The 21,055-nt window shown below is 33.7% G+C and carries 17 protein-coding genes, 1 tRNA gene and 4 pseudogenes; 12 read left to right on the top strand and 10 right to left on the bottom strand.

Annotated features, from left to right (window positions below):
* Positions 1 to 40 precede the first annotated feature (40 nt).
* The 3 genes and pseudogenes from JSQ73_RS02445 to nth all read left to right on the top strand — a co-directional run bounded on the left by JSQ73_RS02445 (position 41) and on the right by nth (position 1,873).
* Positions 41 to 773 (top strand): annotated as a pseudogene (locus JSQ73_RS02445) (IS5 family transposase).
* Between the two features lie 68 nt (positions 774 to 841).
* Positions 842 to 1,213 (top strand): annotated as a pseudogene (locus JSQ73_RS02440) (molecular chaperone DnaJ); the annotation flags it as partial.
* 21 nt (positions 1,214 to 1,234) lie between these two features.
* On the top strand, positions 1,235 to 1,873 hold the full coding sequence (nth, locus tag JSQ73_RS02435; protein WP_214249518.1) for an endonuclease III: 639 nt from the start codon (positions 1,235 to 1,237) through the stop codon (positions 1,871 to 1,873).
* 129 nt (positions 1,874 to 2,002) lie between these two features.
* Here nth and JSQ73_RS06920 read toward each other — a convergent pair.
* Positions 2,003 to 2,901, bottom strand: a pseudogene (locus JSQ73_RS06920) (IS5 family transposase).
* A gap of 475 nt (positions 2,902 to 3,376) precedes the next feature.
* Positions 3,377 to 4,897: a bifunctional phosphoribosylaminoimidazolecarboxamide formyltransferase/IMP cyclohydrolase gene (gene purH / locus JSQ73_RS02420; RefSeq protein ID WP_214249516.1), complete on the bottom strand. Its 1,521-nt coding sequence runs from the start codon at positions 4,895 to 4,897 to the stop codon at positions 3,377 to 3,379.
* 127 nt (positions 4,898 to 5,024) lie between these two features.
* On the opposite strand from purH, the pseudogene JSQ73_RS06915 reads away from it, so the two are divergent.
* Positions 5,025 to 5,163, top strand: a pseudogene (locus JSQ73_RS06915) (WPE palindromic element domain-containing protein); the annotation flags it as partial.
* A 106-nt stretch (positions 5,164 to 5,269) separates the two neighbouring features.
* Here the strand turns inward: JSQ73_RS06915 and fmt are convergent.
* The 6 genes from fmt to JSQ73_RS02390 all read right to left on the bottom strand — a co-directional run bounded on the left by fmt (position 5,270) and on the right by JSQ73_RS02390 (position 9,545).
* Positions 5,270 to 6,169, bottom strand: a complete 900-nt coding sequence (gene fmt, locus JSQ73_RS02415; protein WP_214249515.1) for a methionyl-tRNA formyltransferase — start codon at positions 6,167 to 6,169, stop codon at positions 5,270 to 5,272.
* Positions 6,170 to 6,188: 19 nt separating this feature from the next.
* A complete protein-coding gene (gene rplT / locus JSQ73_RS02410) occupies positions 6,189 to 6,554 on the bottom strand; it encodes a 50S ribosomal protein L20 (protein WP_214249514.1) in 366 nt (121 codons plus the stop codon).
* 21 nt (positions 6,555 to 6,575) lie between these two features.
* Positions 6,576 to 6,782: a 50S ribosomal protein L35 gene (rpmI, locus tag JSQ73_RS02405; protein WP_006013548.1), complete on the bottom strand. Its 207-nt coding sequence runs from the start codon at positions 6,780 to 6,782 to the stop codon at positions 6,576 to 6,578.
* Positions 6,783 to 6,880: 98 nt separating this feature from the next.
* Positions 6,881 to 7,324 (bottom strand): PAS domain-containing protein, encoded by a 444-nt coding sequence (locus JSQ73_RS02400; RefSeq protein WP_214249513.1) that lies wholly within the window; start codon positions 7,322 to 7,324, stop codon positions 6,881 to 6,883.
* Positions 7,325 to 7,534: 210 nt separating this feature from the next.
* Positions 7,535 to 8,299 (bottom strand): hypothetical protein, encoded by a 765-nt coding sequence (locus tag JSQ73_RS02395; RefSeq protein WP_214249512.1) that lies wholly within the window; start codon positions 8,297 to 8,299, stop codon positions 7,535 to 7,537.
* 289 nt (positions 8,300 to 8,588) lie between these two features.
* A complete protein-coding gene (locus JSQ73_RS02390) occupies positions 8,589 to 9,545 on the bottom strand; it encodes a hypothetical protein (RefSeq protein WP_214249511.1) in 957 nt (318 codons plus the stop codon).
* A gap of 218 nt (positions 9,546 to 9,763) precedes the next feature.
* Here JSQ73_RS02390 and alaS point away from each other — a divergent pair, with 218 nt between their 5' ends.
* Positions 9,764 to 12,337 carry an alanine--tRNA ligase gene (gene alaS, locus JSQ73_RS02385; RefSeq protein WP_214249510.1) on the top strand — a complete coding sequence of 858 codons (2,574 nt, stop codon included), beginning with the start codon at positions 9,764 to 9,766 and terminating at the stop codon, positions 12,335 to 12,337.
* Positions 12,338 to 12,548: 211 nt separating this feature from the next.
* Positions 12,549 to 12,620: transfer RNA gene (locus JSQ73_RS02380), tRNA-Asn, on the top strand.
* An 86-nt stretch (positions 12,621 to 12,706) separates the two neighbouring features.
* Here the strand turns inward: JSQ73_RS02380 and JSQ73_RS02375 are convergent.
* Positions 12,707 to 13,441, bottom strand: a complete 735-nt coding sequence (locus tag JSQ73_RS02375; RefSeq protein ID WP_214249509.1) for a leucine-rich repeat domain-containing protein — start codon at positions 13,439 to 13,441, stop codon at positions 12,707 to 12,709.
* 196 nt (positions 13,442 to 13,637) lie between these two features.
* Between JSQ73_RS02375 and gpmI the strand changes: the two genes are divergently transcribed.
* Positions 13,638 to 15,134, top strand: coding sequence for a 2,3-bisphosphoglycerate-independent phosphoglycerate mutase (gene gpmI / locus JSQ73_RS02370; protein WP_214249508.1), 1,497 nt, complete (start codon positions 13,638 to 13,640; stop codon positions 15,132 to 15,134).
* A 262-nt stretch (positions 15,135 to 15,396) separates the two neighbouring features.
* Here the strand turns inward: gpmI and fabD are convergent, their stop codons facing one another.
* Complete coding sequence (gene fabD, locus JSQ73_RS02365; protein ID WP_214249526.1) at positions 15,397 to 16,362, bottom strand: ACP S-malonyltransferase; 966 nt, start codon at positions 16,360 to 16,362, stop codon at positions 15,397 to 15,399.
* 125 nt (positions 16,363 to 16,487) lie between these two features.
* Here fabD and rpmE point away from each other — a divergent pair, with 125 nt between their 5' ends.
* From rpmE to JSQ73_RS02340, 5 genes are all read left to right on the top strand, one after another.
* Entirely contained in the window at positions 16,488 to 16,700 is a 213-nt protein-coding gene (rpmE, locus tag JSQ73_RS02360; RefSeq protein WP_006013575.1) for a 50S ribosomal protein L31, read from the top strand.
* A gap of 21 nt (positions 16,701 to 16,721) precedes the next feature.
* Positions 16,722 to 17,507: an NAD kinase gene (locus JSQ73_RS02355; protein ID WP_214249507.1), complete on the top strand. Its 786-nt coding sequence runs from the start codon at positions 16,722 to 16,724 to the stop codon at positions 17,505 to 17,507.
* Between the two features lie 91 nt (positions 17,508 to 17,598).
* Positions 17,599 to 18,864, top strand: a complete 1,266-nt coding sequence (locus tag JSQ73_RS02350; RefSeq protein WP_214249506.1) for a hypothetical protein — start codon at positions 17,599 to 17,601, stop codon at positions 18,862 to 18,864.
* Between the two features lie 123 nt (positions 18,865 to 18,987).
* Positions 18,988 to 20,004: an extracellular solute-binding protein gene (locus JSQ73_RS02345; protein ID WP_214249505.1), complete on the top strand. Its 1,017-nt coding sequence runs from the start codon at positions 18,988 to 18,990 to the stop codon at positions 20,002 to 20,004.
* Between the two features lie 80 nt (positions 20,005 to 20,084).
* Positions 20,085 to 20,972: an aspartate carbamoyltransferase catalytic subunit gene (locus tag JSQ73_RS02340; RefSeq protein ID WP_214249504.1), complete on the top strand. Its 888-nt coding sequence runs from the start codon at positions 20,085 to 20,087 to the stop codon at positions 20,970 to 20,972.
* The last annotated feature ends 83 nt before the right edge of the window (positions 20,973 to 21,055 follow it).

Below are 21,055 nucleotides of genomic sequence, written 5' to 3'. Positions count from 1 at the left end.
GAATATGGTAAGATGAGGTATAGTTGACATGAGGTAAAGTATGAGGAATACATATCCAAGTGACATAAGTTGTGAAAAATTCGAAAAGATTAGACTAATTTTAGAAAGCGTGCGAAAGAAAATAAAGCAAAGAAGATTAGGTTTATATGAGTTATTTTGTGGTGTGCTTTATGTACTAAAAAGTGGCTGTCAATGGCGAATGCTTCCAAAAGAGTTTCCAAGATGGCGAAATTGTTACGATTACTTCAAGAAATCGAGTAAAAAAACGAATGAAGATAGAGAAAGTGTTCTAGAAATTGTCTTAAAAAAATTGATTGGAGAGAACAGTGGTCGGAATACCAAAACAAGCTTCTGCATCATTGATGCCCAAAGTGTAAAAAATACCGATATTGCTGAAGAAAAAGGTTATGATGCTGGCAAGAAAATTTCAGTAATAAAGCGTCATATCGTAGTTGATACACAAGGTTTGACACACGCAATTTATATAACAACGGCAGAAATAACTGATCGTAGTAGCGCTGTGAGAGTGGTTAAAAATGCTAAAGAAAACCTATCTGAAGTTAAAAATATACTAGTTGATGCTGGCTACACAGGAGAAAATTTTGCAACACAGATGAAAGTAACTATTGGTGCAACTGTTGAGGTGAAGCGAATTACACACCTTTGCTGTATTGCCAAAAAGATGGGTTGTTGAGAGATCTTCTTTTGCCTGGTTGGAAAAATGTAGGCGACTTTGGAAAAATTGCGAGCGTAAACTTAATACTAGCCTGTAAATGGTTGTTCTTGCTTTTACTTCTTTCCTCCTCAAAAGATTATGAACAGGTTCTTTGATGATAGAGGGTTTATTTCTAATAGTCTTTATGTTGATGTGACAATATTTGGTACTTTGTCATTGTTAGCACTGCTAGCTACTGAGATATTTAGTCCTATATTTTTAAAAGGTTGTGAAATACAAACTGAAAAACACATGAAAGATTTACTTGAGGAAGATCCAAGAGATATAGTACAAAAGGAAACTAATCTGTTAGGACGGTGTGATCTACGAAGGCTATTAATACCGATAATTATGCCTCTTGTTAGAAAGTGTTTTACAGAAGTGGCAAGCGAATTTGCTGAAAGGAATTTTGATGAGGTGAAAATTGATATGTCTGATGTTAATACCGAAGGACTATCTAATCCTCAAGCAATTGAATTTACACAGCAAACAGTATAGTATAAGCTTTTAGCTCTATGCATGGACTCAAAAAAAGTAGAATTGATATTTGAAAAGTTTCAACAATCAAATCCTGCACCAAAAATAGAGCTAAATTATACCAATCATTTTACGTTATTAGTTGCAATAGTTCTATCAGCGCGAACAACTGATATAAGCGTTAATAAAATTACAAAGGAGCTATTTAGTATCACTGATACTCCAGAAAAAATGCTGAATCTTGGGCAAAGTGAGCTGAGAAAATACATAAGCAGTATTGGTTTATATAATTCCAAAGCAAAAAATATAATCGGGCTCAGCAAAATATTGATTGAGAGGTACAATAGCAAAGTGCCTACTAATTTCGATGATTTGGTATCTTTACCAGGGGTTGGGAGAAAGAGCGCTAATGTGTTCTTAAATTCAGGGCTTGGTATTCCAACATTGGCAATTGATACTCATGTTTTTAGAGTAAGCAATAGAGTTGGGCTTGTGAAAGAAAAAGATATATTTAAAACAGAGCAATCTCTTTTGAATGTGGTTCCAAAAAAATACCTTCTTTATGCTCATCATTGGCTAGTTTTACACGGTAGATACATTTGCAAGGCACAAAAACCTTTGTGTGAAGCGTGCACAATTCATGATTTATGTGAGTTTGAATGCAAGAGGTATAAAGTCTAGCACAACACTTCGATACTTCTTACTTTTATCATCCAAGTAGCTGATCTCTATGATGGTGTCAACCGAGTAGCTGACACTGGGATGGCTTTGTTGCATCGCTTATCGGATAGTGGGTAAAGCATAATAAATTCATGAAACTACCTCAAACTTAGCCATGCCAATATCAGTAAATTTATTGAGTAAGTAACATTTTATTAGCAACTCTTTTTCTCGATTTACTTCAGATCTATTTCTAAAACTAAACCCAAATATTTGCTTTAATCATGAAAAAAATCCTTCAATATATGACTTTTTTCCATAAACTTCTTCCTTCTTCCACTCTTTCACACCGTCTTTACCACATAATCTAATGGCAGCATTCCTTTCAGCCATATAATCCAATTTTGTATGCTCCTCTGCACGATTTTTCGGTAAAATTTTTGTCTTTATATCATATTTTTTGCACAATTTATAAAGCTTGATAGGCTCTGTCTGCATATAATGCTTTTATAGCATGCTGAAAGCTGAGCAAGTCACAAGCACCATAATGGTCGGAGTAGGCACCATTGCTATATTGTGCAGCTATAGCTTTTTTACTATTTATACTCAATATTACGTGTAGCTTTCTTACCTGTTTATAACTGCGATACTTCGCTATTTTCCTTACTGTGACCAGGGGTATTATCTGATACTTGTACTGTCTATGGCAATTTCAATATCTTCCATATTGTTTTTATCAACTCTGCAATCATTGATCTTAATATTGAAACCTTCTTGAAGCCTGCGAATAGCTAATGACTGCTAACTACTTGCTGCAAATATCCTTTTATAAACCCTACCGTTTGTCTTAAGCCAATTCTAAAGAGACTATCGACTATATGCACTAAAATCACAACTTTATTACTATAAATATAATTTCCACCTCGCATTTTGGGGCTATTTTCGTACCAATTTTCTATTACCTCATTAATAAAATGAAAAATATTTCCTCTTTCTTGTAGAAATCTGTTATATCCATGGCAGTTACTGACTTTCATTTTAGTTGGCATATTTTTCTTTCGTAGGTTAAATGCCTGTTTTATAGTGAATTTCGTCAGTAACTTCCAGTTCTTTTTATCTGAGCTATGCAACAAAGCCCGCTGGAATCCAGTCTTTCTTACCAACAAAAACTTAGAATAACTTTTGTTCTTAAAAAATTTCTAGATTCCAGACTCATGTTTCAATGTTAAACAAGGTACAATAGAATCGAGTAGGGTAATTTCTAGGGAATTATTATATTCTAGAAAAAGTAAAATGTCATCCAGATAGACTAATATACAAGGTAAGCTGAATGTCTATAAGGAAAAACAGCAAGGCATTTTAGGATTTGCTATAATCGCATCAGGAGCTCAAGAGTACAGCTTACAATTACAGATAGGTATAGTTAAGTTTAAAGTAACTACATCAATTTACTACAATTTTTAAACTTATAAGCTGCTATGCAACAAAGCCCTGTGTGGGTATAATTTTGACAGGATACAAAGCTTAATGGAGAAAGTTACGAACATCAGTGAAAAACATGGCAATTTTATTCTCATTTGCAGTTGCTATCACGTCTTGATCTTTCAATGAGCCACCTGGCTGAATTATAGCTGTAATTCCATGCTTTGCACTCTCTACTATACTATCTGGAAATGGAAAAAATGCATCTGAAGCAAGTGCTGCGCCTTTACATTTTTCACCTGCTTTTTTTACTGCAATATTCACACTATCTATTCTGCTTGTTTGTCCTGCACCGATGCCAATAGCACAACCGTCTTTTGCTATCACTATTGCATTGGATTTTACATGTTTACATATTTTCCAAGCAAAAATAAGATCTTCCTTCTCTTTTTTTGTTGTAGTGCATTCTGTCACTCGGTTTATTTCTTCTACTTTTACTTTATGGTTATTATTTTCTTGCACTAAGAACCCGCCAATAACATTTTTGATTTGATATTTTGCATTTTGCTGAAGAGATTGATGAATAATCACTCTTAAATTTTTCTTTTTTTGTAAAATTTTTAGTACCTCATTGTTTACCGATGGTGCTATCACCACTTCTAAAAATATCTCGTTTAATTTCTCTGCTAGCTTTAAATCTATCTCCCGATTGAAAGCAACTATTCCACCAAAACTGCTTATTTCATCACATGATAGAGCTTTTTCATATGCTTTTAAAGCACTATCACTAACAGCAGCGCCACATGGATTATTGTGCTTTATTATCACTGCTGCAGGTTCTTGAAACTCAGAAATTATGTTAAGTGCAGACTCTATGTCAACTATATTATTATAGCTCAACTCTTTTCCATGTATTTTCTCCAGTGGATATTTGCTAAATTGATTGCTATAAAATGCAGCTTTTTGATGAGGGTTTTCACCATACCTGAGTCCTTGTGCTTTACATCCATACAAAGTAAAAAACTCTGGTAACTCATTGCTTTTACCCTGTGATAAAAACCAATTGTAAATATTAGAATCATACTGTGCAGTCAGAGCAAATGCTTTAGTTGCTAGATGTTTTCTATATTCTAATGTTGTCTGATTGTTATTTTTGATCATCTCAGCTTCCAGTGTTTCATAATCTTGAATGCTAGAAATCACTGAAGTAAAATGAAAGTTTTTTGCTGTAGCTCTAATTAATGCTACTCCACCTATATCTATTTGTTCTATGATTTGCTTCTCACTTGAGTTGCTATTAACCGTTTTCCAAAATGGATATAAGTTAGTTATAAGCAGATCTATCGGCTTAATTTCTAGATTCTGCATTTCCTTTTCGTGCCTTTTTCGATCACAGAGTATTCCTCCATGAATTTTAGGATGTAAAGTTTTCACTCTGCCATCTAGTATTTCTGGAAATTGTGTGTAATCTGAAACTTCTTGCGTTTTTATTCCCGCACCTGATAGCACTTTATAAGTATTCCCTGTTGAGAGAATTTCTATTTGTTGCTGCATCAAAAACGATGCAAGTTCAATTGTATTTGTCTTATCGTATACTGATATTAAAGCTCTTTTAATTTTCATATGGAAGGTTTCTTAAGATTATATCTAAGAAAAGAAAATTTGTCTATATATAGCTACTACGTCATACCGCCACGTTATCCACAACTGTACGAACATTGTGATACAAGAGAACAAGAAAGATGTCATCCCAGTGACAAGACACTGGGATCCAGAAAACTTCACTTTAAATGAGCACACCAGGTGGCTGTACAATAGAAATTGGATTCCATTGTCAAGCAACTGGAATGACACCATCTACTACTCAAATTACCTGCAAATTGCAATGTTAGTACACCAAAACGCGGTATCTTGTTGTAGATTCCTCTAACAAGCAGCGGAATACCAAATTGTAGAAGTTGCTTTAGCTCTCCTCACCCCCCCCTTCAAAGTAGTCTATTCTATAAATTTTTTTGTTAAACTTGATTTTAAGCCACGAACAAAATCTTTAATATCGCAAGGATTTCTTCCTTCCATTTGTACAACTTTAGGAATTAAAGTACCACCTTTTAAACTTATATGCATATTATCATTAATGATCTCACCTTGCCCTGAAGTGAAGGCTTCAAATTCAGCATCAAGTATCTTGATACGTTTATTCTCTACCTTAATGAATGCTTTTGGATAAAATGCTTTAACCTTTCTATAAGCAATTTCACAGGCGTCACTTGCGTAAATTTTATAGTCTTTTACTTTGTCAGCATAGCACGCATCGTTATCGCTCTGTTTTAAGGGAACTTGCTTTTCAATTTCGTTTAGTACTTTCAGCAGTAAATCACTACCTAATTCAGACAATTTATCATACAACGTCTTATAATTATCGCTTTTTTCAATAAGAAATTTTTTCTGTTTTAAAATAGGGCCAGAATCTAATCCTTCATCTAGCTGCATAATGCTAACTCCGGTTTCTTGATCTCCGGCTAAAATTGTGTGCTGTATCGGAGCTGCACCACGCCACCTAGGCAGCAATGATGGATGAATATTAATACAACCATATTTGGAAATATTTAAAATTTCTTTTGGAAGTATCAATCCATACGCAGCAACAACTGCAACGTCTGGCTTAAAATTTCCAAACTTTTCTTGCTCTATCGAAGATTTTAAAGAGGTAGGAGTACATACCTCTATGTCACTTTTTTCAGCAACGATGTGTACTGGGGATTTTGTTAACTTCTGCCCACGTCCAGAAGGTTTTGGAGCTTTGGTATATACTGCTACTATTTCACTCTGTAATTTCAATAGTAAGTTTAACGCACCAACAGCAAAACCCGGTGACCCCATGAAAATAATTCTCATGTTTTCAGGTGTTTTTGCTTTAGGAATTTTCTGCTAACTTACTATTTACAGTTTCTATTAATTTAGCAAAATCATCCTTACAATTAACAGCCATCTCAGCAAGAATTTTTCTATTCAAATCAACTCCAACAAGTTTAAGACCATGCATAAACCTACCATAAGTGAGTCCATGTTCTCTTGCTGCTGCATTAATACGTATTATCCACAAACCACGAAAATCACGTTTGCGATTTCTTCTGTCTCTATAAGCATATAGTAGTGCTTTTTCAACCCTTTGTAATGCAATCCTATAACAATTCTTTGCCCGTCCTCTATAACCCTTTGCTAATTTTAATACCTTTTTATGACGAGCATGAGTAGCGACTCCACGCTTTATCCGAGCCATTTTTATCTTACCTCCATTTTATTAAATACCATAAGGCATATAAAGTTTAACTATACGCGAGTCAGATTTATTGAGAATCGTTGTACCGCGTTGATTACGAATATTAGATTTACTTCTCTTTACCATGCCATGTCTCTTACCTGACTGAGTAGAGATGACTTTACCCTTAGCTGTAAGGTGAAAGCGCTTTTTGACAGAAGACTTGGTTTTTAATTTTATTTTCGTCATATTCTAAACAAATTTACAAACATCACTATTTAGTTCTTTATTAGTAATTAAGTATGAGTATAGATAATTTTATTAAAGAATCAAATTAAAATTGTATTTTAAAGCAGCTTGAATGTAATCACATCCAGTATATGTGTTATAACTTCTTCATTCCCAATTGGTGGCAATACTTGCCTCATTTTAACACTTTCACTTTCTTCCTCTTCGTTAATTGGGCATTTACTTTCTATTATAGTCTCAAGTTTATCAATAACTGCATCTATTTTATATAGCCGTAAAAATGGTGCATCAATTGCATATTTATTATCGATGTACATCTTTTTTTCAAAACCATAAAATTCAATAGCTTTTTCTCCTGCATTTTCACAAATATAACCTCGATCTTTAACTTCAATGATAAAACAATGCTGCCATGACTCCATGATTTCTGCAGTGTCTATTTCATGTCTTTCTGGCCATTCTCTATCTGATCCTTTTATATCACTCCAATGTTGAGTAACTATATTCACTATTCTTCTTTCTTTTCCTGCATAATTTTCCATTCAAAATTCCACATATAAAACACAGATATGAGGTAAATTTATCTTGAATGTATTGATTTTTTCTTACTAAAGGATGTAGATTATTGAAAATTCTCATTCTGTTTACACAACAGGTAATGATAAATTAAGTATAATAATTAGAGCATAAAAATTATTAAATGAGGAAACTGTAAAAAACAATAAAAAAATTCTACTTTTGCAATATTTCGACTAAATAATACTATTACCTCTACTTTTTAAGGTTATTGCACTTAATAAATTACTAGATGAAGTTTCTTCCTTAGAACTACTATGGCTTTTATTTTTTCTATTACAAAACCAACATTTAAATGGTACAGCTGCTGCGATAGCTGCTAACAAGACTACTCCCATTGCTAACATATCTACTGTTAACACTCCCATATTTTCCTTATTTGATCGAGATGTTTCCAATAATTTAAATCTTCTCAAGTTCGTATCATAAATCATAGGATTACCCAAAATATTTGTCGTATTTTTAACATTTCCTATATTTTGAATTGTAATTCCATTACTAGCGTTTGATTTTTTCATTTCTTCTATTACTTGTTTTAAGTTTGGTAGTTCTGTTGTTGTACTTTCAATATCAACAGCTTCCAGCTTTTGCAAATTCTCATTACTCAAAAACTCTTTGAGATACTTTTCATAAAACTCTTTGGCATTATATCTTTTATAACTTCGTATTTTTCCACTCTTGAGATCAGAAACAATATCATCAATCATCACTTTTGGATTTTCTGCATGCACTATTTCTCCTTCAGCAACAAGAATACGATAAGATGTATCGTCAAGCATACATACATACTTAAGTTTTAAATCACCTCCTCCCAATAGAAAATATATTGTTCTGTTTTGTTCTACATCTCGCAATTCTGATTCAATACTAATCCATTTATTCCTTTTTTCCTTATTGATTGATCTTTTTTTTCCTACAGTATTTTTAAATCTTCTTGACATATATGACCCCCAAGCTGACCAATATTTCCTTATGTATAAAAGATAAATTATTTAAGTCCACATCTTTTCACTAAGATTTTTATATTTTTATTATACTAAATAATACATATATTAATATCTGAATTTCTCATTGCAATTTATTATACCTTAGTAAAAACGATATAAAATTAGAGAAAGAGTTATAAAATTTTTTGTAAGACAGGAAAATTTCTTCTCCTTTGGTTCCAGAGCATATAAGTGCTGTAAGAGCTAAGTTGATGGCACTGTTGTGCCATCAAACTCTGGAATCTTACTCGACACTAATCTGAGAAGATAGATATGCTACCGATGTAGCATTGCTGAGCAAAGATTCTATTTCTGATGTAGATCCGTAATGCTCAAGTTGAGCTTGTTCAGGAAGGTTTTTCATCGCTTTTTCAACATCGTAGCTACCTTCCCTATTTTTTCTATGCCATACAAAGTATCCTAATCCTGCAAAAGCTACTGCTAGCACTCCACCCAATATACCACCAGCAATCCCTGCTATTCCTATATACTGTCCTCCATTTATTTCGGGTAATTTAGGCCCTTCCACATCTGTGCTATTAAATATAGAATGATCTAACACTTCTTGTGAATTACTATCAAAACGGGAAACACTACTTATATCTTCAGGAGTAATTCCATAACTAGCATTTGATTCTTCTATTTCATTTATTACGTCATTAATCTCTTTAGTAGTTACTTTGCTTGATGCAAAATCGAATTCTTGTTTTGTTAAAGAAGCTGATTTGATAGTTACATCTTCCTGCATCTGATAATCAATTTCTTCAGTAGTAGATTCTCTCAATTGGCTATTTTCATCAGTTCTTTCTTTTAGCTTTTTTGAACTATCCTTACCCAATTCATCTACAAGGTTTTTTAGATATATTTTCTTAAATTCTCTATAATTATATTCTTTACCTTTTTCTATTTCTCCACTCTTAAGACCTAAAATAATTCCATCTATTGTCGATTCACGAATTGCTTGAGGAATGTCTATTGAATTTACTATTCCTGTAACCAAGCCTATCTCAACTGCTCTAGAAGATATAGAGAGGTCTTTTACTGTTAAATTCTCTCCTTTAATTAAAAATTCTACTCTTCTGTTTTGTTTTATACTTTCCAAGTTAGATACAATTCTAATTGTTGGACCATCCATCTCCTGCTTATTTGTTGTTTCTCTCTTTCGCATGCTATTCTTAGTGTTTTGGAATTTTTTTGACATTTCACATTTCTTAAATTAATTAATAAAAGTATTATTTGAATTAACAATTACTTCTCTATGTTAGTGGATAAAATATTTAAACCTATATCTTTTTATTAAAATTTTTATGTAAAAGTTACTTTTATTATATTAAGTAATGTATATATTAATATTTAGATTGATAAATTGATTTTACTTCTGTTACAACTTATTATGCATAGATAACCTCAGTAAAAACGATGAAGCTAAACGAAATTAGAGAAAGATTTATAAAATTTTTTGTAAATAATAATCATGAGCAAGTTCCTTCTTCTCCTTTGATTCCAGAGCATGATCCAACACTCATGTTTACAAATGCTGGTATGGTACAGTTCAAAAACATCTTTACCGGCACGCAAAAAACTGAAATGAAACGTGCCGTCTCAAGTCAAAAGTGTCTCAGAGCAGGTGGTAAACACAATGATCTTGAAAATGTTGGCTATACATCTCGGCATCACACATTTTTTGAAATGATCGGAAATTTTAGCTTTGGTGATTACTTTAAAGAAACTGCAATAGAATTTGCGTGGAAATTTATTACTGAAGAATTATCTCTTGATAAAAACAGACTATCCATAACTGTTTACCACACTGATGATGAAGCATATGAAATTTGGCGTAAGATAAGTGGCTTTTCAGATGATAAAATCATAAGAATTACAACAGATGATAACTTTTGGAGCATGGGCAATACTGGTCCATGTGGCCCATGTTCTGAAATCTTTTACGATCATGCAAATCAGGATTTGCATGAAGACGACAGAATTGTTGAAATTTGGAACCTGGTGTTCATGGAATTTAATAAAGATGAAGAAAGTAATTTACAAAAATTACCAAAAAAATGCATCGATACCGGAATGGGCCTTGAAAGAATAGCAGCTATTATGCAGAACGTTCATGATAACTATGATATTGACCTATTTTCTGCTCTGGTAAGTAAATCGCAAGAGTACTGTGGAAATACGGAAAATAAAGTAGCTTATAAGATTATTGCAGATCACCTTCGTGCAACTGCATTTCTCATCGCAGAAGGAGTGCTTCCTGGAAATGAAGGAAGAAATTATGTACTACGCAGATTGATCAGGAGAGCAGTACGTTATATCCACCTACTTGGATATAACGATTCTCTATTGAACCTTGTTTTTCCTGCACTCATAGATGGCACAAGTTTGGCTTATATGGGAGATGCTTATCCAGAGCTAATCAGAGCTAAAAGCTTAATAGAAACAACGTTAAAATCAGAGGAAGAAAACTTTAAAGACACTTTAATGAAAGGCATTAATCTCTTGGATAAATTCACTGCAGATTTAAAATCAGGTGACACTCTATCTGGAGAATCAGCATTCAAACTATATGACACTTATGGATTTCCTTTGGATATCACACTTGATATTTTGAAAGAAAGGAAAATAAATTTTGACCAAAAAGGTTTTGATAATGCAATGAAAGAGCAAAAAGAAAGAGCACGTGCTAATTGGACTGGATCTGGTGAAAAGTCTGTTGAACAAGTATGGTTTAATTTAATCGATCAGTTTGGCAAAACGGAATTTGTTGGTTATGAACGTGATGAAGTAAAGGATGCAACAGTACTCGCAATAATTTCCTCTAAAAATGAAGTAATTGATTCTGCAAAAGAAGGAGAAAAGATAACTATTATACTTGATAAAACACCTTTTTATGGAGAATCAGGTGGACAAGTGGGAGATATTGGAAATCTTATACAGTCTGATGGAAGTATGGTAACAGTCGAAAATACCAACAAGATTAATGACTTGTATTTGCACAGGTGCGTCGGCTCAATTTGTAAAGGTAACACAGTTACAGCTAGTATTAACAAAAAAAGAAGACAAGACTTAAGAAGAAATCATTCAGCTACACATCTTCTACACTTTGCACTCAGAAAAATCTTAGGTGATCACGTTACTCAAAAAGGTTCTCTAGTCGCAGCAAATAGACTAAGATTTGACTTTAGTCACAATAAGCCAGTCACTCAGGATCAGCTGTCTTCAGTAGAAGATATAGTAAACTCTCTAATCAGAGAAAATCTTTCTACGTCCACAAAAGTTCAAGGTATGGATGAGGCAATAGACGAAGGAGCGATGGCCTTATTTGGTGAAAAATATGGTGATAATGTTAGGGTTGTAAAAATTGGAGATTCAAAAGAATTATGTGGTGGTACACACGTGGAGCGTACCGGAGAAATTGGTTTGTTTAAGATAGCAGCAGAATGTTCCGTTGCATCTCGAGTAAGAAGAATTGAAGCTTTAACCGGTCAAGAAGCAATTAATTATGTACGCAATAACGAAATTAGCTTAAAAAAAGTTGCAGAATGCGTAAAAGCACCAGTAAATGAAATAATAAGTCGACTCAGTATTTTAAGCCAGGAGCGCAAAGAATTTGAAGTCAAAATAAAAAATCTTTATAAAAAGCTTATCAGTGTAGAAACTGTAAAAAGTACCGAAATAAATGGAATAAATTTCGTAAGCCACACTTTCAATAACGTTCCAGGAAGTATAATAAGGGAATTTGCTCTACAGCAACAAAAACCGAAAACTGTAATAGCCTTCATGGTAACAGAAAAGGATAAAACAGTTTTGATTGTCAAAGTAAGTAAAGATTTAACTAATAAGATCAATGCAAAAGAGCTAGTATCTACTGTAACCAGAAGGGATTGCTGTGGAAATGCCGAATTTGCCCAAACAGGCTGTGATAAAAATAAAATAGATGATGCCATTACAGCAATCCATAGCAAAATAACAGCTTGCAAAAACTAATACACCCTACTACCTCGGTATCTTTTAACCGTGAACGGAATCGTCAAGGTATTATGCAAATAGGGGTAGAGAAGACTTAACTGTCAAATGAGCATATCAGGTAATAAGAACTGGATTACAGCTCCATGCTCTGGAATGATATCTAGGTTTAAAGTCTACATAAAAATCATTTACAATCTACGTTCAATATGATAAGTTAAAAACAGTTTATTCCTCGGTAGCTCAGTGGTAGAGCAGTTGGCTGTTAACCAATTGGTCGCTGGTTCGAATCCGGCCCGGGGAGCATTGTTTTATACAATCTGTACATTTCATTTTTAGCCCAGAATTCACTAACTTTTCTCTGTCTCTTAAACAGACAAAACTGTGGAGTTATATAGCTTTAAAACCTTTACTTTCAAAATGCAAAGATGCCTGTACCTCACTTAGCTTACTACCTGATTCTTCCCCTATTTTTCTTTTATTACACCTACTTTGCAGTGAAGGCAGGACATTTTTAGGGAACGTGCTATCAATATAACAATAATTAAAAATAATTGAAGTAAGACGCACCAAATTTCCACTCGCCAAAGTCTGTGAACCTCTGTAATTAATGCTGTTATCATATACTTTAAGTGTAATAAGATTTATAAGATTCCCACTCGCTAAAGCCTCTGCACCTTTGTCACTGATTTCATTCCATCCTAAACTAAGCAACGTAAGATTTGTAAGATTTCCACTCGCTAAAGCTTTTGCCCCCCTATCGCCAATTTTATTATCATATAATTTAAGCTCAGTAAGACTTGTAAGATTTCCACTTGCTAAAGCCTCTACACCTTCATCACCAATTTCGTTTCCTCCCAAATCAAGCGAAGTAAGATTTATAAGATTCCCGCTTGCTAAAATCTTTGCACCTTCTGTACCAACATAACTGCAACTTAGATCAAGTGAAGTAAGATGAGAAAGCTGAGCTAATTCTTTTATAACCTCATAATTAATTTTTGAACATCGTAAAATAAGTCTTGTAATCTTTGTATTGCTTTTTAAAAAGTTTACTAATCTATCAACATTAATTATAGCACCTGATGTTGCTAAAGTATTACCTTTTATATATTGGCTACAACTCACTTGACCTCACTATTAAAGGTATGCAAGTGTTTTAGTAAACACTTAAGCAACTGTCAATCACTTTAATAAAATATTTTATGAAAAACTTCATATACCATTGCCTCTAAGCAGCTTTTTATATCTCTTATTTTAACACAAAAGTTGTGAGAAGAGTTTGTTTTTGGTATCATCGGAGGTTCTCGATGATAACTTTTATATGAACTTTAAATCAGTCGTTTTATGTATACTAGATGGCTGGGGCAATGGAATAGAAAATAGTAAATACAACGCTATTAGCAATGCAAATCTCCCTTGTTGGCAACATATTAACTCTAATTATCCAAAGTGCAGTTTATCTGCCTGTGGAACTGATGTTGGATTACCAGAAGGCCAAATAGGCAATTCAGAAGTTGGCCATATGAATATTGGCAGTGGTAGAGTGGTAATGCAAAGCTTTCAGCGTATTAATCAAGAAATCGAAACGATAGAAAATAATGCAAATCTACAGAATTTTATTAATGATCTAAAAAGTAAGAATGGCATATGCCATATAATGGGATTGATATCAGATGGCGGTGTTCATTCGCATCAAAAGCACATTTCATCTTTAGCAAACAAGATATCACAGCGCGGAATTAAAGTTGTAATACACGCATTTTTAGATGGCAGAGACACACTGCCAAATTCAGGGAAAAGATGCATTCAAGAATTTACAGAAAGCATAAAGGAAAATGATATAAGAATCGCCACTGTCTCTGGTCGTTATTATGCTATGGACCGTGATAGTAGGTGGGAAAGAACAATTGAAGCTTATGAAGCCATCGCATTTGCAAAGGCGCCTCGTTATGATGATGCAGTATCGCTTATTGATGAAAATTATCAAAATAATATAACCGATGAATTTATCAGGCCCGCAGTAATAGGCGATTATCAAGGTATAAAACCAGAAGATGGATTGCTATTGGCTAACTTTCGTGCTGATCGAATGATACAATTGGCAAGTATTTGTCTTGGTAAAGCAGGCTATACTGAAGTGGCAAAATTCTCTTCAATTTTAAGTATGATGCAATATAAAGCGGACTTAAAAATCCCTTATCTCTTTCCTCCTGAATCTTTTGCCAACACTTTGGGACAGATAATAGAAGACAATAAATTACGGCAACTGCGCATTGCAGAAACTGAGAAATATGCGCATGTGACTTTCTTTTTTAATTGTGGAAGAGAAGAACCTTTTTCTGGTGAAGAAAGAATACTAATTCCTTCACCAAAAGTTAAAACTTATGATTTGCAGCCTAAAATGTCAGCCTTTGAGCTCACAGAAGAACTTGTAAAAAAAATTCATTCTCAAGAATTTGCGCTGATAGTTGTAAATTATGCTAATCCTGATATGGTAGGACACACAGGTGATATAAAAGCAGCTGAGAAAGCAGTACTTGCTGTAGACGATTGCCTTGCAAAAGTGCTGAGTGCTGCTGAAGAAGTTGGTAACACCGCACTCATTATTACAGCAGACCATGGTAATGTGGAATGTATGTTCGATGAAGAAAATAATACACCTCACACAGCTCACACTTTAAATAAAGTGCCATTTATTATATCTTGTGACAATTTAAAACTAAGAGATGGAAAATTATCTGATATTGCTCCTACTATTTTACAGCTACTTGGACTCAAAAAGCCAAATGAAATGACAGATAGTTCGTTGATTGTATAATTTTTCGCATTACTCTCTATGCACAGCTGTTGTAGTTTAAAACATCGTAAGGGTGTCACTCAAAGTAGTCCCGGTGTTATTTCAGTAGCCCCTTCAGTGTCATCCCAGTGCTTGACACTGGCATCCAGTCCTTTTATACAAAAAACGTTGTAAAGTGTTTACCAACTTAATGCCCAATCTGGATCCCAGTGCCAAGCACTGGAATAACACCATCATAAAGGAACTAGTGTTAGCTACTTGAATGATATTAAATAGATATGCTTTAACTTAACCCAACTTTTAAATTTTTCGCTGTTAGTACTAATGATTCATCAAAGAAGCTATTAATATCACCAATACTATCTATATTTTTCACACTGATAGATTGGTCAATTCTTTTAACTAAATTGGATAGAACTTTATTAGGACCAATTTCAACGAATTTATTAGTGCCACGGCTTGTCATATGTAAAATCATTTCTCTCCACCTCACTCTGCTTATGACTTGCTTGGCGAGCAAAGCTCTTATGATCTCTGGATCACTTTCTTCCTTAGTTGTAACGTTTGATACAAAAGGAATCGAAGGGCGAGTTATGTTGATGATTTTTAAAAATTCCAGAAGTTTTTCATCAGCAGGTTTCATAAAAGATGAGTGAAAAGGCCCACTAACTTGTAATTTTATCATTTTCTTGACACTTGAGTTTTTGAATAAATCAGGTAAGACCTCAAGAGCCTCTGCAGTACCACTCACCACTACCTGCCCACCACCATTATCGTTTGCAATTTCACAATCAATTTGAGCTGATTTTAATATACCTTCTACTTCACTTATTTCTACTCCAAGTAGAGCAAACATTCCACCTTTACATTTTAGTGAAGCTTCATGCATTGCTTCGCTACGAACTTTTAGCAATTTGACTGCAGACTCAAGCGTCAATGCCCCTGCAGCACACAGCGCTGTATACTCGCCAACTGAATGTCCACAAACATACTGAACGCTGTAAAGAGATTCACCAAATACGTGCTTCATAACACGTAGCGTTGCAATTGACACTGCCATTATAGCTGGCTGAGCGTTTTCCGTGATGGTTAATTTCTCAATAGGGCCATTGAAAATCAAATGAGACAGCTTTCTACTCAATATGTCATCTACTTCATCAAATACGTTCCTTGCAACTGAAAATTCATCATATAAGCTCTTTCCCATTCCTATAAATTGAGAGCCCTGACCAGGAAAAGCAAAAATCATAAAAAATTTTTCATTCTTCATTAAGAATACTACTTTATTTATTTTTTGTCAATATTTCACAATAATGATTGACCAAATGAACCAGATTCAATAAAATCTTAGCTGGTAAGAAATTTATAAGAACAATGGCAGAAATCGATTATCACAAAGTGACTATAGTTATGACAGATGGTCAAGAGTTTGAAACTTATTCCACTTATGGAAAAGAAGGTCAAAGAATAAAGCTTGATAGAGATCCTCTTACTCATCCTGCATGGACTGGAAGTTTGACAAGCGGTTCAGGGGAGAAAGATAGTAAAATAGCTAAGTTTAATGATAAATACGGGAGTCTTTTTTAGTTCCTCCCCTCTTTATTTAACATGTATAAATATAAAAATGTAGGCTATATTGCTTCTTCGCTACCCAAGTCTCAGGAAGTATCTAAACTACTACAGAAACTCAATTTTATCAATATAGCAGAAGCAGGTAAGCATGAAGTTGATCTGCTGATAGTTGTTGGTGGTGATGGTTTTATGCTACTCACCCTGCACGACTACGTCATAGAAAATAAAGATACACATGTGTATGGAATAAATACCGGTAACGTCGGATTTTTGATGAATAAATGCTTTGAAGATCTAATTGATCATATAGAACATGCAGTCCCTACCCAGCTAATTTTACTAAAAATGGAAGCCACAGACATAAGTGGCAAAAAACACCGTTACATCGCAGTAAATGAAGTGTATTTCTTTAGAAATGCAAATCAAATAGTGGAGATGAATATTACCATTAATGATAAGCTAAAAGTAGAAAAATTCAGAGGAGATGGAATTATATTGTCTACCCCAACAGGTAGCACTGCATATAACTTCTCTCCCGGTGGGCCAATATTATCACTTAATTCAAATTTATTTGCACTGACTTCCATTCATAGCTACTACCCAAGGCGTTGGAATGGAGCGCTAATCTCAAATGATACAATAGTGCAAATTGATATCAACGACGTGGAAAATCGTCCAGCACTTGTAGTATCAGATTACAAAGAGTTTCCTGATATATCGCAGATAAAAATGCAGAAAGATCACGAAAACACAGTCACTCTGCTTTTTGATAAAGATTGCTCATTAGACGAGAGGATTTTTGATAAGCAATTTTTATACTAAATTCTTCATACTTATCTTTAAATTAGTATTTATCATATCTTAATAATTATAACGTAATCAACACAATATAGTGATTAATTTTGGAGCAAATATGCCTGAATCAGCAAACGGAGAGAACGTCAGAATAACTGAAAAAGATGGAATAGAAAAAACAAGTCTACCAAAACCAGCACGCAGAAGCACAGTGCCAAAAACAAATGGTGAAAATGAAACTTTACAACATACAAGTTCGGCTAGCGAATCAAGTTCTTATGAAGAAAGGCAAGAAGCATCGAATGTGAACAGTTCAGAACCTCTTTATGCATCCATAGATAGAAGTAAAAAAACTTCGAAAAAGAGTTCAGATAGTCGAGAAGGTAATCCAAGCCTAAGCAGATCACCTTCTCAAGAAACAGTATATAGCGAACCTTGGAATAGTCAAAAAACATCAGAAACTTTAGAAAAATTAATGAAGGCACATCCAACTCCTCCACCATCATATCAAACAGATGGCTCTGAAAAATCTTTGCTTAGAGATAATAAAAAGACAAACAGATTTTTACAGAAAGTAAAGTATACGATGCAAAAGAAGAAAGTTACAATGCCTTTCGTAGGTCTTATTACGGCATGTTGTATTACGTCAATCGTTTTAGCTGTGAAGCAAAGAGAATTCATTGGATTCATCGGCAGCATAAATCCTGTTACTATATTTGTCGGATTATTAGCGTCTTGTTTAGCCTTGGGAATTATGTGGGAACTTATGCAAGCAGTCCGTACTAAGGAGCACAAGATCACAAAAAGAGATACTCAAGAAGTTTTAGATGAGATATCAAATACACTTTCAAAAGACGAGGAATGCATCAAATCTTTGGTATTAAAACATAGCAACGGTAATCGCGTTTACTTTACATTTCATTCTCTTCCGGAAGAAGCAAAAAATAATCCAAACATCGTAGAACTTACAAGGCAACCAATCTATTACAAGAGTAAAGTAAATTCATTAATCAATTATAGAATATGGCTTCCTATCTTAGGAACAGTTCTTATTACTGGAAACATAACCTTCCCTTTAGCACTTTATTCAACAGGTGGTTTGAGCAATATAGTAAGTTCATACACAAATCCTACTATTTACTGGCCAATCGTTGCAATTTCAGGTACTCTATTACTTTTCACTTTAGCTTGCTCCATTAATCATTGGAGCAAAACTGATTTTAAAGATTATATGTTATTACATAAACAAGATACTAATAGTGAAAATCCTAATGAAACAGCTATTAAAACTGTAAAAAGCAGTCAAGAAAAGATTAATTCAAAATTGTTACAAGTAGTTGCTGAACGATGTGGCCATCCAGATATTACTTATATTATTAATTAAATCTGGCTCGTACTTCTTTTTATCGCTATTTCAGTACTGTAACTGCAACGTTTTGAAGATTTACACTTGCTAAAACCTTGCTATTTTGATAGCTTGAGATGATGATAAGGAAGGGGTTTGTTTATGAAAAAAGGTTTAATATTTATATCTTTAGTAGCGTCTGTATTGATAGTCGTTAATTTTTTATATAAAAATAGCGGAATTGATGATTCACAAGTAGTAAACGTTTATTCATCACGTAAAGAAGAATTAGTACATAGTTTGTTTGATGATTTTACAAAAACCACTGGCATCAAGGTACGTTATATCATTGACGATTATTCCCAATTGCTTTCACGTATGGAAAATGGCGGTGAAGCTGATTTGTTTTTAACTGCAGATGCGGTGAATTTGATTTTAGCGAAAAAAAGAGGGCTCTTATCTCGAGTGGATTCAGAGACTCTAAAAAATGCCATACCTGCAAAATTTAGAGATAATGAAGATTATTGGTTTGGTCTAACAAAAAGAGCTAGAATATTGGTTTATAATAAAGAATCAGTAGATCCTAAGGAATTAAGTACCTATGAAGATTTAGCGGATGAAAAATGGAAAGGGAAAATATTAGTACGCTCTTCCACAAGTCCATATAACCGATCATTGATCGCTTTTATGATTGCAAAAAATGGTTTTGAAAAAACAAAAGAATGGGTGAGTGGAATTGTAAGCAACATGGCAAGAAAACCAAGCGGTGGTGACACAGATCAAATTTATGCTGTAGCTGCTGGTGAAGGCAATGTTGCAATAGTAAACAGCTACTACTTTGCAAGAATCCTTTCATCAGAAAATAAAAAGAATATCACAGAAAAGTTAAGAGCTTTCTTCCCGAGTGATGGTGTAATGGTGAATCTTAGTGGTGCAGCAGTAACGAAAAACGCAAAAAATAGAGAAAATGCTATAGCTTTATTGGAGTTTTTTGTAAGCAGGCAGGCTCAAGAATTATATGCTAAAAAAAATCAAGAATATCCCATTGTTGAAGGTATTGAAACTTCTGATGTATTAAAATCTTGGGGGAATTATCCACAAAGTGATCTACCTATAAGTGAGCTTGAGGAGCACCTTTTTGAGGCTATGATGATAGCAGATGAATGTAAGTGGAAATAAAATTTTATAGCTTCCTTCTACTTTACTTTACAGTTGTGTAATTAAAATTAAGAAAGTAGAATAAGCTCAAAAAAGGAGCTATGGACAAGAGAAGGAATTTATTAAATATCTCAGACCTCACAATCGATGATGTAGAAAATATAACTAAATTAGCCAACCAATACCTTGAAGAAAAAGTTGAAAATAGTTATGTTCTGAAAAATAAAATAGTCATAAACCTCTTCTTTGAAGATTCAACACGTACGCTCGCATCTTTTGAAATAGCAGCAAAAAGCCTTGGAGCAAATGTTATAACTTTACCAATAAAATCTTCTTCTATTAACAAAGGGGAAGATCTAAAAGATATGATAAAAACACTAAATGCAATGAATCCTGACTATATGATAATCAGGCATAAAAGTAGTGGTATTATTAATACATTGGCAAAGCATGTTAACTGCTCGCTAATCAACGCAGGCGATGGAAGCAGTGAACACCCAACTCAAGCTCTTGCAGATTATCTTGTAATTATCAATCATAAAAAACAAATAAAAAACCTCAAAATTGTGATATGTGGAGATATTTTGCACAGTAGAGTTGCAAGATCAAATATAAGATTGCTAAAAATGTTTGGAGCAAAAATAAGCTTAGTTGCACCACCAGCTTTGATGTGTAAGCATTTTTCTGAAGTAGATTCACTTCATTATTCATTAACTGAAGGTATAAAGGATGCTGACGTCATTATGCTTTTAAGATTGCAGAAAGAGCGAATGAATAATAGTTCTTCAGAAAAAGAATATTTTCATTTGTACGGATTTGATTCACAAAAACTATCGCACGCAAAACCCGATGCAATTGTTATGCACCCAGGACCAATAAATAGAGGTATCGAAACTAGCAATGATATAGCAGATTGTGTTATTTTACAGGAAATAAAGTTTGGATTAGCAACGCGTAAGGCAGTACTGCACTATTTAATTAATGTTTAACTTTAATTAATTTTAAGGAATTTTAGACATAATGATCCTCCTATAAAAAACGATTTAGAAAAATATAACACACCTCATGACAG

The organism is Wolbachia endosymbiont of Anopheles demeilloni (assembly GCF_018491735.2).
Taxonomy (GTDB): domain Bacteria; phylum Pseudomonadota; class Alphaproteobacteria; order Rickettsiales; family Anaplasmataceae; genus Wolbachia.
The sequence above is the reverse complement of the archived record's forward strand: the minus strand, read 5'-3'. Positions and strand labels throughout refer to the sequence as shown.

Coding starts and splice junctions, on each gene's coding strand:
- purH (WP_214249516.1), bottom strand. CDS start 4,897: ATGAAAATTAAAAGAGCTTTAATATCAGTATACGATAAGACAAATACA.
- nth (WP_214249518.1), top strand. CDS start 1,235: ATGGACTCAAAAAAAGTAGAATTGATATTTGAAAAGTTTCAACAATCA.
- JSQ73_RS02395 (WP_214249512.1), bottom strand. CDS start 8,299: ATGTCAAGAAGATTTAAAAATACTGTAGGAAAAAAAAGATCAATCAAT.
- alaS (WP_214249510.1), top strand. CDS start 9,764: ATGAAGCTAAACGAAATTAGAGAAAGATTTATAAAATTTTTTGTAAAT.
- JSQ73_RS02355 (WP_214249507.1), top strand. CDS start 16,722: ATGTATAAATATAAAAATGTAGGCTATATTGCTTCTTCGCTACCCAAG.
- rpmI (WP_006013548.1), bottom strand. CDS start 6,782: ATGACGAAAATAAAATTAAAAACCAAGTCTTCTGTCAAAAAGCGCTTT.
- JSQ73_RS02345 (WP_214249505.1), top strand. CDS start 18,988: ATGAAAAAAGGTTTAATATTTATATCTTTAGTAGCGTCTGTATTGATA.
- fabD (WP_214249526.1), bottom strand. CDS start 16,362: ATGATTTTTGCTTTTCCTGGTCAGGGCTCTCAATTTATAGGAATGGGA.
- JSQ73_RS02390 (WP_214249511.1), bottom strand. CDS start 9,545: ATGTCAAAAAAATTCCAAAACACTAAGAATAGCATGCGAAAGAGAGAA.
- JSQ73_RS02350 (WP_214249506.1), top strand. CDS start 17,599: ATGCCTGAATCAGCAAACGGAGAGAACGTCAGAATAACTGAAAAAGAT.
- rpmE (WP_006013575.1), top strand. CDS start 16,488: ATGGCAGAAATCGATTATCACAAAGTGACTATAGTTATGACAGATGGT.
- fmt (WP_214249515.1), bottom strand. CDS start 6,169: ATGAGAATTATTTTCATGGGGTCACCGGGTTTTGCTGTTGGTGCGTTA.
- rplT (WP_214249514.1), bottom strand. CDS start 6,554: ATGGCTCGGATAAAGCGTGGAGTCGCTACTCATGCTCGTCATAAAAAG.
- JSQ73_RS02340 (WP_214249504.1), top strand. CDS start 20,085: ATGGACAAGAGAAGGAATTTATTAAATATCTCAGACCTCACAATCGAT.
- gpmI (WP_214249508.1), top strand. CDS start 13,638: ATGAACTTTAAATCAGTCGTTTTATGTATACTAGATGGCTGGGGCAAT.
- JSQ73_RS02400 (WP_214249513.1), bottom strand. CDS start 7,324: ATGGAAAATTATGCAGGAAAAGAAAGAAGAATAGTGAATATAGTTACT.